The organism is Sphingomonas radicis, from assembly GCF_051400635.1.
In the GTDB taxonomy this organism is placed as follows: Bacteria; Pseudomonadota; Alphaproteobacteria; order Sphingomonadales; family Sphingomonadaceae; genus Sphingomonas.
Genome location: NZ_JBLFFG010000001.1, coordinates 1,368,922 through 1,386,424, shown reverse-complemented (window position 1 = coordinate 1,386,424; position 17,503 = coordinate 1,368,922). Strand labels below are relative to the sequence as shown.

Sequence of the window (17,503 nt, the reverse complement as noted above, 5' to 3'; positions counted from 1 at the left end):
CTTTACAGCTCTACACACAGGCAACCACCGAAACCCGACCCGAACACCCGGATCCCCGTCAAAAACAGCTTTTCGAGTCAAGCGGGTCAACCATAATCGCCTTCATACCGCCAATCTTGTCAAGGAAGCGACATGACCTTCGAAGATCTGATCCCCGCCCCAGCCGGCCGCTTCGACGGTATCGTCCGCCCCTATTCGCCGCAGGATGTCGCCAGGCTGCGCGGTTCGCTGCCGATCGAGCATACGCTCGCCCGCCGCGGCGCGCTCAAGCTTTGGGAGCTGCTGAAGACCGAGGATTACATCAACGCCCTGGGTGCGCTCTCGGGCAACCAGGCGATGCAGATGGTCCGCGCCGGGCTCAAGGCGATCTATCTCTCCGGCTGGCAGGTCGCGGCCGACGCCAACACCGCGGGGCAGATGTACCCCGATCAGTCGCTCTATCCCGCCAATGCCGGGCCCGAGCTCGCGCGCCGGATCAACGCCACGCTCCAGCGCGCCGACCAGATCGAGCATTCGGAAGGCGGCACCAGCCGCGACTGGTTCGCCCCGATCGTCGCCGATGCCGAAGCGGGCTTCGGCGGGCCGCTCAACTGCTTCGAGATCATGAAGGCCTATATCGCCGCGGGCGCCGCGGGGGTGCATTACGAAGACCAGCTCGCAAGCGAGAAGAAGTGCGGCCATCTCGGCGGCAAGGTGCTGATCCCCACCCAGGCGCACATCCGCAACCTCGACGCTGCCCGCCTGGCCGCCGATGTGTGCGGCGTGCCGATGGTGATCTGCGCGCGCACCGACGCCGAAAGCGCGCGCCTGATCACCTCCGACATCGACGAGCGCGACCATGAATTCCTCACCGGCGAGCGCACGCCCGAGGGCTTCTTTCGCCTGAAGCAAGGCACCGGGGTCGATCATTGCATCAAGCGCGGCCTCGCCTTCGCCGCTCACGCCGATCTGCTCTGGTGGGAGACCTCGAAGCCCAATCTCGACGACGCCCGCCGCTTCGCCGAGGCAATCAGGAAGGAGCATCCGAACAAGATGCTGGCCTATAATTGCTCGCCCAGCTTCAACTGGGAGAAGAACCTCGACAAGGACGATATCGCCGGCTTCCAGCGCGAGATCGGCGCGATGGGATACAAGTTCCAGTTCGTCACGCTCGCGGGCTTCCACCAGCTCAACTACGGCATGTTCGAGCTTGCCCGCGGTTATCGCGATCGCGGCATGGCCGCCTATTCGGAGCTCCAGCAGGCCGAGTTCGCGGCCGAGGCGAACGGCTACACCGCGACGCGCCACCAGCGCGAAGTCGGCACCGGCTATTTCGACCTCGTCGCCCAGGCCGTCGCCGGCGGCGAGAGCTCGACCACCGCGCTCGCCGAATCGACCGAAGCCGCCCAGTTCAACAAGCAAGCCGCGTAAGGAGAGTTGCCATGACCGAACCGCAGCGCATCGAACCGCAACGAAGCCGCGCCGTCTTCTCGACCGAGGACTTCCGCCTGATCCGCGAAGCCGTCGGCACCCACCTCGAAAAGGTGAAGGACAGCCCGGAGTCGATGAAGTTCGCCAATCTCTACCACCGCCTCGGCCGGGTCGCGTGACCCGGGCCTGAAACCTCGACTTTCCTGGGGAGGAAAGGTGCCCGCCGGAGCTCAGGCCCCGGCGGGCATTTCCGCCGCGATCCGCGCCTCGTGCTCGGCCTTGCCGAACGGAAAGCGGCGGTAGAGCGCGGCCGCGGCCATGCCGAGGCCGAAGTAGAGCAGGCAGAACAGGATGGTGAGCCGATCGATGATCTCCACGGAAACCGCGCCGGGCTGCGCCGCCTCGGGGAAGCCGGACCAGCCGATAATCTGCCCCGCAAAGAGGATGCCCAGGCCCGTCGTGCATTTCTGGATGAAGAAGCCGCCTGCGAAGAACACGCCTTCGGAGCGCCGCCCGGTCTCGACTTCGGAATGTTCGACGACATCGGCCAGCATCGATGCGCCGAGGATGGTCGAGGAGATGCCGCAGATCGCGTTGATCGTGAAGATCGAAAGCAGCACCGGCAGCAGCGCGCCGCTGCCCACCGCGGGGAAGAGGCCCGCGAGCCGCAGCCAATATGGCAGCGTGAGCAGCACCGCCGCCGCGGCCATGAAGATCATCGCCGCCCGCGGCTTGCCGATCCGCCGCGCGAGCCGCGGTGCGGCCAGGAACGCCCCGATCGCCCCGGCGCTCAGGATCACCCCCAGCCACTGGAAATCGGCGCCGCGAAAGCCCCAGACATGCGCGTAGAGATAGTTGGAAAGCGCGAAGCTCACGCCCTGCGCCGTGTAATAGCAGAGCCCCGCCCCCATCAGCACGGCGAAGGCGGGGTTGCGGATGGTCTCGAGCAGCTCGCGGAAATGCGCGCCGATCGAGGCCTCGCGCACCTCGGCCTTCTGCAGCCGCGGGATCTGGTGGTGGGTGCCGAGCGCGGAGACGAGGAGCGCCACGACCATCGCCACCGCCCCGCAGATCGAGAAGCCGATATAGCCGTCGCGGTTGAGCAGCCCGCTCGCCTGTCCGGGCTCCGGCGCCAGGAACACGCCATAGGAGACCATCAGCATCGCCATCGCACCCACCCAGCCGAACAGATAGCGATAGGCCATGATCCGCGTGCGCTCGTCATAGTCCGCCGAAAGCTCGGGGCTCAGCGCCTGCGAAGGCACTTCATAGGCGGAGACCGCGGCACGCACGAGCACCGAGAGCGCGAACACCCAGATCAGCATCGCCGTCTGCGGCAGCGCGGGTGGGTTCCACAGCAGCAGCCAGCCCAGCGCGATCGGGATCGCCGCGGCATACATCCACGGGTGCCGCCTTCCCCAGCGGCCGCGAGTCCGGTCCGAGAGGGCGCCGATCGCCGGATCGATGAACGCATCGAGCACCAGCGCGCACATGATCGCGAGCCCCACCTGCCCCGCCGGCAACCCCATCACCTGGTTGAAGAAGAACAGCAGGAAGGTCGAGAAAGCGAAGTCCTTCACGCCGTAGGCGACGGCGCCGAACCCATAGGCGAGCATCGTGGACTGGGGCACGCGGCCGGTGGGCGGAACGACGGGTGCCTGCGCTGGAATCTCTCCCGCCATATCGAACCCCTCGGCTATCTCCTGGGAAGCATAGGACCGGCAAGCGCAGCGTCAATCGGTCATCTTGGAATATCGGGTATGGCTTGCTCACAGCAAACTCTGGGCTATACCTCTGCGCGTTCGAACAATCAGAACGGTCCACCATGGCGCTAGACCCCGAAGTCTTCGACACGCTGCTCTTGCAGGTCCGCCGCTTCGTCGCCGAGCGGCTGCGCCCGCTCGAAGCCGAGGTAGAGGCCGCGGACGAGATCCCCGCGGACGTGATCCGGGAGATGAAGGAGCTCGGACTCTTCGGCCTCTCGATTGCCGAGGAATATGGCGGGCTCGGCCTTACGATGCTCGAGGAGTGCAAGGTGGCTATCGAGCTCGGCCGCACCACACCCGCCTTCCGCTCGGCATTCGGCACCAATGTCGGCATCGGCAGCCAGGGGCTGGTGATGGCCGGCACCCCCGAGCAGAAGGGGGAGTGGCTGCCGCGGATCGCGAGCGGCGAGATCGTCACCAGCTTCGCGCTCACCGAGCCCGACGTCGGCTCGGATTCGGGCGCAGTGAAGGCCCGCGCCGTCCGCGACGGCGACGTCTATCGCCTCTCGGGCACCAAGCGCTTCATCACCAATGCCGACAAGGCGCAGCTCTTCACCGTGATGGCGCGCACCTCCGACGATCCCGGCGGCCGCGGCGTCTCCGCCTTCCTCGTCCCCCGCGAGCTGCCGGGCGTGAGCATCGGCGAGCCCGAGAAGAAGATGGGGCAGAAGGGCGCCAAGGTCGCCGATGTGGTGTTCGACGGCACTCCCGTCCCCGCCGCCAACCGGCTCGGCGCGGAGGGCGAAGGGTTCAAGATCGCAATGCAGGTGCTCGATCGCGGCCGGCTCCACATCTCGGCGGTGTGCGTCGGTATGGCCGAGCGGCTGATCGCCGATTGCGTCGCCTATGCCAGCGACCGCAAACAGTTCGGCAAGCCAATCGCCGAGCACCAGCTGATTCAGGCGATGCTCGCCGATTCGAAGACCGAAGCGCTCGCCGCCCGCGCGCTCGTGCTCGAGACCGCGGCTAGCAAGGACGCCGGCGAGAACACCACGATGGAGGCCGCCGCGGCGAAATATTTCGCCAGCGAGATGGTCGGCCGCGTCGCCGATCGCGCGGTCCAGATCTTCGGCGGCGCAGGCTATATTGCCGACTACGGCATCGAACGGCTCTACCGCGACGTGCGGCTGTTCCGGATCTACGAAGGCACCAGCCAGATCCAGCAGCTCATCATCGCGAGAGAAACGTTGAAGCGAGGCGGATGAATCCGCTCCCCCTCCCGCTTGCGGGAGGGGGCTGGGGGGTGGGCGCCCGGCATCCACGACTGACACCGCTAGTGGAGAGCGGGCGCCCACCCCCCGGCCCCTCCCGCAAGCGGGAGGGGAGAATGCAAATGGACACCAATTCACTGTTCCGGCTCGATGGCCGCGTCGCGCTCGTCACCGGCGGATCGCGCGGCATCGGACGGATGATCGCGGAGGGCTTCGTCGCCTCGGGCGCGAAAGTCTATATCTCGGCGCGCAAGGCCGAGGCGTGCGATACCGCCGCCGCGGAGCTCGGCCCCAACTGCGTCTCGCTGCCGATGGACGTGTCGACCGTCGAGGGCTGCAGGGCGCTGGCCGCAGCGATCGCGGAGCGAGAGGCGCGGCTCGACATCCTCGTCAACAACGCCGGCGCCGCCTGGGGCGAGGCCTTCGACACCTTCCCCGAGAGCGGCTGGGACAAGGTGATGGACCTCAACGTCAAGTCGCCCTTCTTCCTGACCCAGGCGCTCCACGGCCTGCTCAAGGCCAGTGCGTCGGCCGAGCGGCCCGCCAAGGTGATCAACATCACCTCGATCGACGGCCAGCGCGTCAATCCCTGGCAGACCTACAGCTATCAGGCGTCCAAGGCCGCGCTGATCCACCTCACCCGCCGCATGGCGGCCGAGCTGATCCGCGAGAATATCGTCGTCTCGTCGCTCGCCCCCGGCGCCTTCCCGAGCGACATGAACAAAGCCGCGCGCGACTTCGGCGACAATGTCGCCAAGCGCATTCCCTCTGGCCGGATCGGCGGGACCGAGGACATGGCCGGCTCCGCGGTCTTCCTCGCCAGCCGCGCGGGCGATTATGTGGTGGGCGAGACGCTCACCGTCGACGGCGGCATCGTCAATGCCAGCCTGGGCGGCAGCATCGACGGCTAAAGCCGGCGTCCGGAAACCCCCGCCTCACGCCGCGCCAGCGAATAGGCCCGGCGCACCTCCCTAGGCATTTTCGCCATGAACGCGGAACGCATCATGTCGGGGCAGTAATAGGGATCGTACCGCGATGCAGCCGGCGTCATTTCACTGCCGTGCTCGGTGCAGTAGCTTTGCGCAGCGGCGGCGACACGCTGGCGCAGCACAGCGCGCCCGGCGGGCGTCTCCAGCGCGAGATCACTATAGTCGATCCCGATCGAAGGTTGGGCCCGCAACGGAGGGCCGTGCGTCACGCATGCACCGAGCAGGATGAGCGGCAAGAACCTGGTGAGCAGCATCGTCTTTCTCCCTCGATCGCCGGGCAAGCCGGCCCCGTGGCGCGGAATCGCGCTTTTGCTTCAGATTTCCGGTGGTTAGTGGGGCCTAGCCGTTCTCGAGTCCCGCTGCCTGCGCCTCCATATTTGCGGCTCCGCTGCGCAAGCTCCTGGCGCCCTCCGCATGGCCCCTGCGAAGCGCCTCGGGTTGGCTCGGGTCGTTGGCGGTGCGTTCGAACACCTCAGCCTGCCGCCGCAAGTCGGCCGCTCCGGCGCGCAGTTCCCGTGCAGCATCGCGCCGCCCGAGCCTGGCTTCGATTGCCCCCTCTTCCGCTTCGCGCTGGCGCTCAAGTCGCTCCTCGGCGGCCTCCTGGTCTTGCGTCGCCGGACCGTCCGGTGCCCCGATGATGGTCGTCCCACCCGGCCCCTGGATCACGGTCGCCCCGGTTCTGCCGACGATGCGGGTAACGGGAGCCGATACGGTCGCCGGAACGGCGACCGCCGCAGGAGCGACGACGCCCGTCGGCATCGGTGAGGCTTGCGGCGATGGCGTGACGATGCTTGCCGCTGGCTGGGAAGCGGCCGATGGGGCGGGCACCGGATCCCCGGCGTTGACCTCGGCGACCGGCGCGGCACCAAGCGTAGCCAGGACCTGCGAATTGGGTGTGGCCGCCGGCGAAACCGGCCGCTCCTGATCGCCATGTGCGGCATGCACGAATTGCAATGCTGCGAGCGTCGGCGTCGCACCAACACCGCAGACCAACATCGCCCCGAGGAGCATTCGATTGCGCCGCGGATGCGCTTTTGCCTCCACGATTCGCGCGATCCGTTCCTTGAGCGCGCTCGGCCATAGCGCCATGCCGGTGGCGGCGCGATGCCCAGCGGGCGCCTTGGCGAAGGCAAGCAGCGCCTGCGCATAGTCGAGCCGGGCGACGCGCAGCACCGCGGCCTCATCGGCCGCGATCTCGCTCTCGCGGACCAGCGTTCGGGCGACGAGCCAGACGAGCGGGTTGCACCAGAACAACGCCACTGCGATACGCGCCACGACCAGCATCGGCCAATCGAGGCGGCGAACATGCGCCATCTCGTGCGCCAGCACCGCAGCGGCCTGCTCACGCCGCGCGAGGCTGTCTGGATCGATCAGAATCCACGCGGAGCTCCCTCCCCAGCTCAGCGGCGTCGCGACATCGCGCGATTCAAGCAGTTGCACTGGGCGCCGCAGTCCCAAAGCCGCGTCGTGGAGCGCCGCCTGCCACTTCGGATCGGCGACCGGCGTACCGCGCCGCGTCCAGCGCGCGAGGGTGACGATACCCGCTCCGAGATGAAGCAGCAGCGCCGCGGTGCCCGCGAAGTACAGCGCCACGGCAAACACCGCGGCGTCGAGGTCCGCATGAACGGCCGGAGCGGAGACCGGCAGAACCGCCGCGCTCGCCGGCACCGGCCCGTCCGGCGGGGGAGACGCAAGCGGGGGCAGCACTGCCAAGTCGAGTGCCGGAAGCAGCGCCGCCGCCGCCGGCAGCGCGAGCAGCATCGCGATTGACACCCGCAGCAGGAATACCCGCTCACCCGCGGGCCGCCCGCGCATCGCGCGATTTGCCAGCAGCGTGACGCCGGCGATCAGCGCCGACTTCCAGCCGAGATCGAGGAGCAGCGCCAGCATCACTCCGCCTCCTTGCGCGCCTTGTCGATTGCGCGCTGGAGCGTCTCTATTTCCTCGGGCTCGAGGCGCGGCTCCATGCCCAGCAGCGCGGTCGCGGCCTGCGCGGCGGAGCCCTGGAAGAAGGTTTGCACAAGACGCTGCAACGCAGTCTCGGCGACCGCTTCAGGCTGCTCGGCCGGCGCATAGACATAGGCCTGCTGCACCGTACGATGCGCGACCAGCCCCTTGGCCACCAGGCGCGAGAGCAGCGTCCGCACGGCGGAATCACTGAGCGGATCGGCGAGCGCGGAGCGCACCGCCGCGGCCGTGCCCTCGCCGAGGCTGCACAGGACTTCGAATACCTCGCGCTCCCGGCGCGGCAGCGACTCGATCACGCGGCTCTCCCTGCTGTGGCCTGCTACATTTGTAGCATGCTACAAATGTAGCAGCAAGAGGTTGCCCATCTTCCCCAGTATATCGGGAAGGATTGGTTAGCGCGCGATGCCGCCCGCCGCGAGCACCGCCAGCGTCACCAGTTCGCTGGCGGTCGATGTCATCGGCGCGATTTGCACCGGCTTCTCCATCCCGATCAGCATCGGCCCGATCGTCGAATCTCCGCCCAGCTCGCGCAGCAGCTTGGCCGAGATGTTGGCAGACTGGAGCCCCGGCATGATCAGCACATTGGCCGGGCCGGACAGGCGGCAGAACGGATAGTTCGCCATCTGACGCGGGTTGAGCGCGACATCGGGCGACATCTCGCCCTCATATTCGAACTGGGGATCACGCGCATCGAGCAGCTTGATCGCGCCGCGGACATTGTCGAGCCAGCGCCCCTCGGGGTTACCGAAGTTCGAATAGCTGAGGAAGGCGACGCGCGGCTCGTGTCCCATCCGCCGCGCGACCTGCGCCGCACCTTCGGCGATATCCGCCAGCTCCTCTGCGGTCGGCCGCTCGTTGACGGTGGTATCCGCGATGAACACAGTGTGCGACTGGCCGACGAGCACGTGCATGCCGAACGGCGTGCGATCGGGCTGGTGGTCGATCACGCGCTTCACCTGGCGCATCGTCTCCGCCCAGGTGCGCGTCACGCCGGTGATCATCGCATCGGCCTGGCCGAGCTGGAGCAGCAGCGCGCCGAAGATGTTGCGGTCGCGGTTGACGATCCGCTCCACGTCGCGGCGCAGATAGCCGCGGCGCTGGAGCCGCTTGTAGAGGAATTCCACCATCTCCGGCACCAACGGCGAATTGACGCTGTTGTGCAGCTCGAAATCGTCCGGGTTGGCACCCAGCGCCTTGAGCCGGGCGTGGACCGACTCGCGGCCGACGAGCACCGGCGTACCATAGCCGCCCTCCTTGAAGGCGATCGCCGCCCGCAGCACCACTTCTTCCTCGCCCTCGGCGAAGATCACGCGCTTGGGGTGCGCGCGCGCACCTTCATAGGCGAGGCTGAGGACCGAGGTGGTGGGATTGAGCCGCGCGCGCAGCGATTGGCGGTACGCCGCCATATCGACGATCGGCTTGGTCGCCACGCCCGAATCCATCGCTGCCTGCGCCACCGCGGCGGGCACGATCTCCATCAGCCGCGGGTCGAACGGCGCCGGGATGATATAGTCGGGGCCGAAGCTGTGCTGGACGCCGTAGGCCATCGCCACTTCCTCGGGCACCTGCTGGCGCGCCAGCTCCGCGAGAGCGCGGGCCGCGGCAATCTTCATCGCATCGTTGATCGTCGTCGCCCGCACGTCGAGCGCACCGCGGAAGATGAACGGGAAGCCCAGCACGTTGTTGACCTGGTTCGGATAGTCCGAACGGCCGGTCGCAATGATCGCGTCGGGGCGCGCAGCCTTGGCGATCGGCACCGGAATCTCGGGATCGGGGTTCGACATTGCGAACACGATCGGATTGGGCGCCATCGTCTTGAGCAGCTCGGGCGCGAGCGAGTTTGCCGAGGCAAGGCCAAGGAACACGTCGGCGCCATCGAGCGCGTCGGCGAGAGTGCGTTTGTCGGTTGCGACGGCATGCGCCGACTTCCACTGGTTCATCCCCTCCTCGCGACCCTGGTAGATCACGCCGGCAAGGTCGAGCATCAGCAGATTGTCGTGCGGCAGCCCCATCGCCTTGATGAGCTCGGCGCAGGCGATCGCCGCCGCACCCGCGCCCAGCATCACCACCTTGGTGTGCTTGATGTCGCGCCCGGTGAGGTGGAGCGCGTTGATCAGTCCCGCCGCGGCGATGATCGCCGTGCCGTGCTGGTCGTCGTGGAACACCGGGATGTTCATGCGCTCGCGCAGCGTCTGCTCGATCACGAAGCATTCGGGGGACTTGATGTCCTCCAGGTTGATGCCGCCGAAGCTCGGCTCGAGCAGCTCGACCGCGTCGATGAAGCGATCGACGTCTTCGGTCTTCAGCTCAAGGTCGATCGAATCGACGTCGGCGAAGCGTTTGAAGAGCACTGCCTTGCCCTCCATCACCGGCTTGGAGGCGAGCGCACCCAAATTGCCGAGCCCCAGGATCGCGGTCCCGTTCGAGATCACCGCGACGAGATTGCCCTTGGCGGTATAGTCGTAGGCGAGCGCAGGATCCTCGGCGATCGCCCGCACCGGCACCGCGACGCCCGGCGAATAGGCCAGTGCCAGATCGCGCTGGGTCGCCATCGGCTTGGAAGCGATGATCTCGATCTTACCCGGCCGTCCTTCGGAGTGGTACCGCAGCGCTTCGCGCTCCGAGAACTGGACGTTCGATTCCTCAGCCATGCATCTCTCCCTGATACAGGTCCTTTAAGAGCGGCACGCGAGTGCCGCAACACGCGGATTGGAAGAAATGATAGCGCTACCACAATTCCTCGGGGAGCGATGGACTATCCTCCCCCGCCAAGAGGAGGTGGCGCGCTTAGCGCGACGGAGGGGAAGGAAGCACGCCGCACCCCTCCTGGCATCCTCCCCCTCCGTCAGCCTGTGGCTGACACCTCCCCCTGGCGGGGAGGATCGAAATGTCTCGGCGGCCACCGAGAGGATCGACTTGTCCCCAGGAAATCCTCCCCTTGGGTGTTGATCGATGAGCGCGTTCGGCTACCCACTCGGCCCTATGGCGACGGCCCCCACTCCGATGATGACGCAGTATCTGGCGCTCAAGGCCGAGGCCGGCGACTGCCTGCTCTTCTACCGGATGGGCGACTTCTTCGAGCTGTTCTTCGACGATGCCAGGGTAGCGAGCGGGGTGCTCGACATCGCTCTCACCGCGCGCGGCGAGCATGACGGTGAGAAGATTCCGATGTGCGGCGTGCCGGTGCACGCGATGGAAGGTTATCTCGCCCGGCTGATCAAGGCCGGCCACCGCGTCGCGATCGCCGAGCAGACCGAAACGCCCGAGCAGGCCAAAAAGCGCGCCGGCTCAAAGGCGCTGGTCGCACGCGCGATCATCCGTGTGGTGACTGCCGGCACGCTGACCGAGGAAGCGCTGCTCGACAGTCGCTCGGCGAACTGGTGCGCGGCGATCGGCGAAGCCGGCGGTCAGGTGGCGCTCGCCTGCGCCGACATCTCGACGGGCCGTTTCGAGATCATCGAAACCGATGCCGACCGGCTCGCCGCCGAAGTCGCGCGGCTCAATCCGGCCGAGACGATCGCCGGCGACGCGTCCGATTTCGCGGAGCTTGCGACCGCGGTGCGGCCCAGGGTCGATTTCGAGAGCGCGGCCGGCGAAGCTCGGCTCAAGCGGTTGTTCGGGGTCGCCACGCTCGACGGCTTCGGCAGCTTCTCGCGCGCCGCGCTCGCGGCCGCGGGCGGGCTGGTCGCCTATCTCGATCATACCGCCAAGGGCTCGCTCCCCTTCCTCCGCCCGCCGCGGGTCAGCCGGACCGACGCGAGCATGGCGATCGACGCCGCGACGCGCGAGAGCCTGGAGCTGACCGTCAGCACCGCGGGCACGCGCAAGGGCAGCCTGCTCGACGCGGTCGACCGCACTGTCACCGGCGCGGGCGCGCGCCTGCTGGGGGCCGACATCGCCGCGCCGCTGATGGACCGGACGGCGATCGAGGCTCGGCTCGATCTCGTCCAGCGCTTCCACGACGATGCCGGGCTGCGCGACATGGTGCGCGGGAGCCTGCGCGCGCTTCCGGATATCGGCCGTGCGCTCGGCCGGATCGCCGCCGGCCGCGGAAGCCCGCGCGATCTCGGCCAGCTGCGCGACGGCCTCGACGGCGCCTGGCGGCTCGGCGAACGGCTCGGCGCTCTCGGCGACGTGCCGCCGCTGCTCGCCGAGCTCATTCCCCAGCTGCGGGGCCATGGCGCGCTCATCGACCTGCTCTCGCGCGCGCTCGTTCCCGAGCCGCCGATCGATGCGTCGGGTGGCGGCTATATCGCTGAGGGCTATGACGCCGCGCTTGACGATCTGCGCGACGCGGGCGCGGGGGGCCGGCGCGCGATTGCCGCGCTCGAAGCCGATTATCGCCAGCGCACCAGGATCACCGCGCTCAAGATCCGTCACAACGGCGTGCTCGGCTACCACATCGAAGTGCCGGCACGCGTAGCCGACGCACTGATGAAGCCCGAGAGCGGCTTCACCCATCGCCAGACGCTGGCAGGCGTCGTGCGCTTCAACGCGCCCGAGCTGCACGAGGTGGCGATCAAGGTGACGCAGGCCGGCGCCCATGCGCTAGCCGCCGAAGCCGCGCATCTCGAGGAGCTGACCAGCCAAGCCCTGGAACGCCGCGAAGCGATCGCCGCGACTGCCGATGCGCTCGCCCGGATCGACGTCGCCGCCGGGCTCGCCGAGCGCGCCGCCGAGGGCGGCTGGGCGCGGCCTTCCCTGGTCGAGCACGCTTGTTTCGAGATCGAGGGCGGGCGTCATCCGGTGGTCGAGGACGCCGTCGCGCGCGCGGGCGGGCGCTTCGTCGCCAACGACTGCATGCTTTCCGAGGCGTCGCGGCTCTGGCTCGTCACCGGGCCCAACATGGGCGGCAAGTCGACTTTCCTGCGCCAGAACGCGCTGATCGCGGTGCTCACGCAGGCGGGGAGCTACGTTCCTGCAACGCGCGCCACGCTGGGGCTCGTCGACCGGCTGTTCAGCCGCGTCGGCGCGTCGGACAACCTCGCTCGCGGCCGCTCGACCTTCATGGTCGAGATGGTCGAAACCGCCGCGATCCTCGCGCAGGCGACTCCGCGCAGCTTCGTGATCCTCGACGAAGTCGGCCGCGGCACCTCCACCTATGACGGGCTCGCGATCGCCTGGGCGGTGGTCGAGGCGATCCACGAGGACAATCGCTGCCGTTGCCTGTTCGCGACGCACTATCACGAGCTGACGAGGCTGGCGGAGCGCTGCGAGGCGCTGACGCTCCACCACGTCCGCGCGCGCGAGTGGAAGGGCGACCTCGTCCTGCTCCACGAAGTCGCCGAGGGGCCCGCCGACCGCAGCTACGGCATAGCAGTCGCGCGGCTGGCGGGCATGCCGCCCGTCACGATCAAGCGCGCCAAGGCCGTGCTCGACAAGCTCGAGGCGGGCCGCGAGAAGACCGGCGGGCTCGCGGCGGGGCTCGATGACCTGCCCCTGTTCGCCGCAGCGGCGGAAGCCGAGGAGGAAGCGGTCGACGCGCTGCGTGCCGAGCTGGAGGGCATCGACGTCGATGCCCTCAGCCCCCGCGAGGCGCTCGACGCGCTCTACCGCCTCAAGGACCTGGCGCGGGACGTGTCGTGACCGCTGCGGAGCTCATCGATCTGTTCTTGAAGACGCTGCTGCGCGAGCTGGGTGGCAATCGCCGCCGATGGCGCGACGTGCTCGGCGAGGTGCGGCTCTACAGCGTCGAGACGCACCCGCACTGCAATTGGACCCTGGTGCCCAGCGGCACCGCGGCCGAGATCGCGGCGGTCGAGCGCATCGCCGATCGGCTGCGTGGGGAGCATCCGATCCTCAGCGCCTCAAAATGAAAGAGGTCGCCGGGCCCCGTCAGGGTACCCGGCGACCTCCGACATGGTCAGCGGCCGGAGAGCTCCAGCCCGGGAGACCATGCGGGCCGCTTTGCTTCGGGCTGCGAGCGTTGATTGGAGGAGAATACCTCCCGCTCGCGACGGACGGAGGGCTTCCGTCCGCGCCTTCCGCTCAGCGGCGCGTCTCCCGAACGAACTGAACCGACCTCATTGCTGAACCATGAGACATCGGATCACCTCCTTTCGCTTGTTGAAGAGCTGCGTACCTCCAGGGCACGGGCGAATCATGAATCAGTGCGACTCGCAGAACAAGTCTTGTTTTGCATTGCGGATGGTGCGATTCTCAAAGGTCTGTGGTCAGCGGCAGTCCTCGACGACGCGCAGTATCTCGGCCCAGGCGGGCACCACCAGCGTCGGCAGCCCCCCACCTTCCACCAGAAAGCGTCCGCGGCTGTAGCCCATTGCGTCGAGCAGCGCGTCGCGGGCTGGCAGGTCGGTTGCGACATAGCCCGGCGTGGCGGCGCTAGGCTGGAGGGCCAGGGTGCGGGCCAGGCTGGTGGTGCGGACGTTCACATTGGCGGGTGTTGCGCCGCGGCGGGAAAGCTGGATGCGGCCGCGGCCGCCTTCGCACTGGAGCAGCAGCTCGGGCGGCATGCCGGCGGCGCCGAACTGGGCGACATTGCCCCGGGCGTTGCGGCTGTAGGTCCAGGTGCCGGGCGTCAGCGGCCAGTCGCGCCAGTCGGCGGAGGCTGGCGGCGGAGGAGGGGGCGGCGGCGTGGGTGTGGGAGTGGGCACCGGCGGCGCGGGCCGCGGCGGAGGCTCGCTGGGAGCGACGCAGGCGGCGAGCGGCAGGGCCACGAGAGCGATGCGGGCGAACACGGACAAACGGCGCATGGCCAGCCTTATGGGCGAAGTGCCCCGGCGGCTCAACCGCCCTCAGGCCGCCGCGCGACGATCCGCCAGCCGCTCGAAATGCGGGATAAGCTCGGCCTCTTCGACGGCGATCCGGCGATTGAGGTCGCGCATCAGCTCGGCAGTCTCGCTGCGAAACACCTCCCACTCGCGCGACAATCGGGCGATCGGCCAGCCCGCGACATAATCGGCGAAGCGCTTCGCTAGCACCCCGTACTGTTCGCGGCAGCGCTGCACGACCGCCACCGCGGCGGCGTCACCCGAGGCGAGCAGCGGGACATAGATCTCGCGCTCCTCGTGCGCGCAATGTGCGATCAGCGCCTGCGCCATCCCCCACCGTACCGCAGTCACCGCCGCCGTATCGGGCACCAGCGACGCGACGACGCGCAGCAGCTGCGCTGCCCGCGCTTCGAGCGCCCGATGCTCCTGACAGATGGCGTTGATCGACGACAAAGACCGGCTCCCGCTTGGAGGCTATCCAAAGCACCCCCGGCACGACGGCGCCACTCCGTAGAGTCCGCAAGCCTCACCGCGGCCGCCGCCCGCCCATCCGCGTCTTCTGCACCTTGCCGTAGCGCGTCTTGCGCGTGCCGGGCTTGCCTTCGTTCGAGCGGCCCATGACCGGGGCGCGATGCTCGTCGGCGGGAAGCCCCAGCTCCTCGGCCTCGAGCGCGCGGATCTCGTCGCGCAACCGGCCGGCCTCCTCGAACTCGAGATTGGCGGCGGCGTCGCGCATCTTCTTCTCGAGCTCCTCTATGTACGCGCGCAGATTGTGGCCGACCATGTGCGGCCGGTCCTCGTCGATCTCGACCAACACGCCATCCTTGTTCGACACATGCGCGATGATGTCGCCGATGTTGCGCTTGATCGTCTCGGGCGTGATGCCGTGCTCGACATTATAGGCGTGCTGCTTCTCGCGGCGGCGCCCGGTCTCGGCCAGCGCGCGCTCCATGCTGCCGGTCATGCGATCGGCATAGAGGATCACCCGCCCCTCGACGTTGCGCGCCGCGCGGCCGATCGTCTGGATCAGCGAGGTCTCGGAGCGCAGGAACCCTTCCTTGTCAGCGTCTAGGATCGCCACCAGCCCGCACTCGGGGATATCCAATCCCTCGCGCAGCAGGTTGATGCCGACGAGCACGTCGTAGACCCCCAGCCGCAAGTCGCGGATCAGCTCGATGCGCTCCAGCGTCTCGGTGTCTGAGTGCATGTAGCGGACCTTGAGCCCCGCCTCGTGCATATATTCGGTCAGATCCTCGGCCATGCGCTTGGTGAGCGTGGTCACCAAGGTGCGATAGCCCTTGGCCGCAGTCGCCTTGCACTCCTGGATCAGGTCCTGGACCTGCTCCTCTACGGGTCTGATCTCGACCGGCGGATCGATCAGCCCGGTGGGCCGGATCACCTGCTCGACGAACACGCCGCCGGTCTGCTCCATCTCCCAGGCGCCCGGAGTCGCCGAGACATAGGTGGTCTGCGGGCGCATCGCGTCCCATTCGTTGAAGCGCAGCGGGCGATTGTCGATCGCCGAGGGCAGACGGAAGCCATATTCGGCGAGCGTGATCTTGCGGCGGTGGTCGCCGCGCGACATGCCGTTGATCTGGCCGATCGTCTGATGGCTCTCGTCGACGAACAGCAAGGCATTCTCGGGCAGATATTCGAACAAAGTGGGCGGCGGCTCGCCGGGCAGCCGGCCGGTGAGGAAGCGGCTGTAGTTCTCGATGCCCGCGCACGAGCCGGTGGCGGCGATCATCTCGAGATCGAAGTTGGTGCGCTGCTCCAGCCGCTGGGCCTCCAGCAGCTTGCCCTCGGCATGGAGCTCCTTCAGCCGCTCGGCGAGCTCGTGCTTGATGCCCTCCATCGCCTGCTTCATCGTCGGCCCGGGCGTCACATAGTGCGAATTGGCGAAGACGCGGACGTAATCGAGGCTCGCGACCTTCTGCCCAGTCAGCGGATCGAACTCGGTGATCTCCTCGATCTCGTCACCGAAGAACGACACGCGCCAGGCGCTGTCTTCATAGTGCGACGGGAAGATCTCGAGGCTGTCGCCGCGGACGCGGAAGGCGCCGCGCGTGAAGGCGGCGTCGTTGCGCTTGTACTGGAGCGCGACGAGCTTGCGGATGATCTCGCGCTGATCCTGGACCTGGCCTTTCTTGAGGTCGAAGATCATGGCGCTGTAGGTCTCGACCGAGCCGATACCGTAGAGGCACGAGACCGAGGCGACGATGATCACGTCGTCGCGCTCGAGCAGCGACCGGGTGGCGGAGTGCCGCATCCGATCGATCGCCTCGTTCACCGAGCTTTCCTTCTCGATGTAGGTGTCCGACCGTGGGACGTATGCTTCGGGCTGGTAATAGTCGTAGTAGCTGACGAAATATTCGACTGCGTTCTCGGGGAAGAAGCTCTTGAACTCGCCGTAGAGCTGCGCGGCGAGGATCTTGTTGGGCGCGAGGATCAGCGCGGGGCGCTGAAGCTCCTCGATCACCTTGGCCATCGTATAGGTCTTGCCCGATCCGGTGACGCCGAGCAGCACCTGATCGCGCTCCCCTGCCCGCGCCTGCGCCACCAGCTCCGGAATGGCGAAGCGCTGATCGCCCGAGGGCTGATAGTCGCTGACCAGCTTGAACGGCTTGCCGCCCTCGAGCTTCTCGGGCCGCTGCGGGCGATGCGGGACAAAGCTGTCCCCGGTCTCGGGCTCGGCGAGGCTGGTGCGGATCTGGATCGGCATGGCTGGGATATGGGGCCTTTGCTCGGCGGCGCAAACCGCCACGGTTGATTCCCTTAAGTTGACACTAGGTTGACACCGTTCGCGTGTTTTTCGGCCGAAGCGACGGCGAAGCAGCAGGGAAGCTACGGCGAAGCGGCAAGTACGCTACACTGACGCTACACGCACGCCACACCGACGCGGCACGCACGCTGCACCCACGCAACAGCGACGCGCCACCTACGCGACACTGTACGGGCGAGACTGTACGGGCGAGGATTTCCGCTGCTTACTCACGTTCGGAACAAAAGCAGATCAAATCCTATTTTGCCAGCATTTTGATGGGTCGCTGAGGTGGAACCACGGGCGAGGCAAATATGCCTTGGCTCGCAAAATGTTGGCGCTTCCAGCACTGGACGTGATCGAGAGAGTTGATAAAGCTGACTGATCTCGTGCCCCCGTAGCTGAGGAATGAATCACTGGCAGGTCCGGGGAACCCGAACCAAGCGAGCCAAGGTCTAGCATTGGGCGTAAGCCGACCGACAGTTCGTGGGTGTCCGCGTTGTGAACGGCGAACGAGGAAAGTGGCGGTTCGCGGACGTTGGCTCTCTCGTGCTCCTGCGAAAGCAGGAGCCCAGGATCGCGCGGTACGAACTACCCTGGGCTCCTGCCTTCGCAGGAGCACGCCCTTTACGGCTCAGAGCGAATTAGGCGCGCGCGTGCGAATGCCGGA

General features: G+C 67.5%; 14 protein-coding genes. 6 read left to right on the top strand and 8 right to left on the bottom strand.

The genetic code is table 11. From position 1 onward, the window contains the following. The first annotated feature begins 132 nt into the window (after positions 1 to 132). Both aceA and ACMGDH_RS06265 read left to right on the top strand, forming a co-directional pair. A complete protein-coding gene (aceA, locus tag ACMGDH_RS06270; protein WP_436827039.1) occupies positions 133 to 1,410 on the top strand; it encodes an isocitrate lyase in 1,278 nt (425 codons plus the stop codon). An 11-nt stretch (positions 1,411 to 1,421) separates the two neighbouring features. Beyond that, entirely contained in the window at positions 1,422 to 1,589 is a 168-nt protein-coding gene (locus ACMGDH_RS06265) for a hypothetical protein (RefSeq protein WP_436827038.1), read from the top strand. A gap of 51 nt (positions 1,590 to 1,640) precedes the next feature. On the opposite strand, the gene ACMGDH_RS06260 is transcribed toward ACMGDH_RS06265, so the two are convergent. After that, entirely contained in the window at positions 1,641 to 3,092 is a 1,452-nt protein-coding gene (locus ACMGDH_RS06260) for an MFS transporter (protein WP_436827037.1), read from the bottom strand. 143 nt (positions 3,093 to 3,235) lie between these two features. On the opposite strand from ACMGDH_RS06260, the gene ACMGDH_RS06255 reads away from it, so the two are divergent. Beyond that, complete coding sequence (locus ACMGDH_RS06255) at positions 3,236 to 4,381, top strand: acyl-CoA dehydrogenase family protein (RefSeq protein ID WP_436827036.1); 1,146 nt, start codon at positions 3,236 to 3,238, stop codon at positions 4,379 to 4,381. A 128-nt stretch (positions 4,382 to 4,509) separates the two neighbouring features. Beyond that, the gene (locus tag ACMGDH_RS06250; RefSeq protein ID WP_436827035.1) at positions 4,510 to 5,298 is read left to right on the top strand and encodes an SDR family oxidoreductase; all 789 of its coding nucleotides are present in this window, start codon (positions 4,510 to 4,512) and stop codon (positions 5,296 to 5,298) included. Here ACMGDH_RS06250 and ACMGDH_RS06245 read toward each other — a convergent pair. The 4 genes from ACMGDH_RS06245 to ACMGDH_RS06230 form a co-directional block, all read right to left on the bottom strand. Beyond that, on the bottom strand, positions 5,295 to 5,630 hold the full coding sequence (locus ACMGDH_RS06245) for a UrcA family protein (RefSeq protein ID WP_436827034.1): 336 nt from the start codon (positions 5,628 to 5,630) through the stop codon (positions 5,295 to 5,297). The genes ACMGDH_RS06250 and ACMGDH_RS06245 overlap by 4 nt on opposite strands. 85 nt (positions 5,631 to 5,715) lie before the next feature. Further along, positions 5,716 to 7,266: a M56 family metallopeptidase gene (locus ACMGDH_RS06240; RefSeq protein ID WP_436827033.1), complete on the bottom strand. Its 1,551-nt coding sequence runs from the start codon at positions 7,264 to 7,266 to the stop codon at positions 5,716 to 5,718. Then, entirely contained in the window at positions 7,266 to 7,640 is a 375-nt protein-coding gene (locus ACMGDH_RS06235) for a BlaI/MecI/CopY family transcriptional regulator (RefSeq protein WP_436827032.1), read from the bottom strand. Before ACMGDH_RS06235 ends, ACMGDH_RS06240 begins: the two co-directional genes overlap by 1 nt. 96 nt (positions 7,641 to 7,736) lie before the next feature. After that, positions 7,737 to 9,995, bottom strand: a complete 2,259-nt coding sequence (locus ACMGDH_RS06230; RefSeq protein ID WP_436827031.1) for an NADP-dependent malic enzyme — start codon at positions 9,993 to 9,995, stop codon at positions 7,737 to 7,739. A 352-nt stretch (positions 9,996 to 10,347) separates the two neighbouring features. On the opposite strand from ACMGDH_RS06230, the gene mutS reads away from it, so the two are divergent. Together mutS and ACMGDH_RS06220 are read left to right on the top strand one after the other, a co-directional pair. Beyond that, on the top strand, positions 10,348 to 12,930 hold the full coding sequence (gene mutS, locus ACMGDH_RS06225; protein ID WP_436827239.1) for a DNA mismatch repair protein MutS: 2,583 nt from the start codon (positions 10,348 to 10,350) through the stop codon (positions 12,928 to 12,930). Continuing rightward, positions 12,927 to 13,160: a hypothetical protein gene (locus ACMGDH_RS06220; protein ID WP_436827030.1), complete on the top strand. Its 234-nt coding sequence runs from the start codon at positions 12,927 to 12,929 to the stop codon at positions 13,158 to 13,160. The genes mutS and ACMGDH_RS06220 overlap by 4 nt, the downstream gene beginning before the upstream one ends. A 357-nt stretch (positions 13,161 to 13,517) precedes the next feature. On the opposite strand, the gene ACMGDH_RS06215 is transcribed toward ACMGDH_RS06220, so the two are convergent. From ACMGDH_RS06215 to uvrB, 3 genes are all read right to left on the bottom strand, one after another. Further along, positions 13,518 to 14,054, bottom strand: a complete 537-nt coding sequence (locus ACMGDH_RS06215) for a hypothetical protein (protein ID WP_436827029.1) — start codon at positions 14,052 to 14,054, stop codon at positions 13,518 to 13,520. A 42-nt stretch (positions 14,055 to 14,096) separates the two neighbouring features. Beyond that, entirely contained in the window at positions 14,097 to 14,525 is a 429-nt protein-coding gene (locus tag ACMGDH_RS06210) for a hemerythrin domain-containing protein (RefSeq protein WP_436827028.1), read from the bottom strand. A 73-nt stretch (positions 14,526 to 14,598) separates the two neighbouring features. Beyond that, on the bottom strand, positions 14,599 to 16,794 hold the full coding sequence (uvrB, locus tag ACMGDH_RS06205; RefSeq protein WP_436827027.1) for an excinuclease ABC subunit UvrB: 2,196 nt from the start codon (positions 16,792 to 16,794) through the stop codon (positions 14,599 to 14,601). Positions 16,795 to 17,503: the final 709 nt, after the last annotated feature.

What these genes read in the sequence shown, in the direction of transcription:
- aceA (WP_436827039.1), top strand. Translation starts at nt 133, where the DNA reads ATGACCTTCGAAGATCTGATCCCCGCCCCAGCCGGCCGCTTCGACGGT.
- ACMGDH_RS06265 (WP_436827038.1), top strand. Translation starts at nt 1,422, where the DNA reads ATGACCGAACCGCAGCGCATCGAACCGCAACGAAGCCGCGCCGTCTTC.
- ACMGDH_RS06260 (WP_436827037.1), bottom strand. Translation starts at nt 3,092, where the DNA reads ATGGCGGGAGAGATTCCAGCGCAGGCACCCGTCGTTCCGCCCACCGGC.
- ACMGDH_RS06255 (WP_436827036.1), top strand. Translation starts at nt 3,236, where the DNA reads ATGGCGCTAGACCCCGAAGTCTTCGACACGCTGCTCTTGCAGGTCCGC.
- ACMGDH_RS06250 (WP_436827035.1), top strand. Translation starts at nt 4,510, where the DNA reads ATGGACACCAATTCACTGTTCCGGCTCGATGGCCGCGTCGCGCTCGTC.
- ACMGDH_RS06245 (WP_436827034.1), bottom strand. Translation starts at nt 5,630, where the DNA reads ATGCTGCTCACCAGGTTCTTGCCGCTCATCCTGCTCGGTGCATGCGTG.
- ACMGDH_RS06240 (WP_436827033.1), bottom strand. Translation starts at nt 7,266, where the DNA reads ATGCTGGCGCTGCTCCTCGATCTCGGCTGGAAGTCGGCGCTGATCGCC.
- ACMGDH_RS06230 (WP_436827031.1), bottom strand. Translation starts at nt 9,995, where the DNA reads ATGGCTGAGGAATCGAACGTCCAGTTCTCGGAGCGCGAAGCGCTGCGG.
- mutS (WP_436827239.1), top strand. Translation starts at nt 10,348, where the DNA reads ATGATGACGCAGTATCTGGCGCTCAAGGCCGAGGCCGGCGACTGCCTG.
- ACMGDH_RS06215 (WP_436827029.1), bottom strand. Translation starts at nt 14,054, where the DNA reads ATGCGCCGTTTGTCCGTGTTCGCCCGCATCGCTCTCGTGGCCCTGCCG.
- uvrB (WP_436827027.1), bottom strand. Translation starts at nt 16,794, where the DNA reads ATGCCGATCCAGATCCGCACCAGCCTCGCCGAGCCCGAGACCGGGGAC.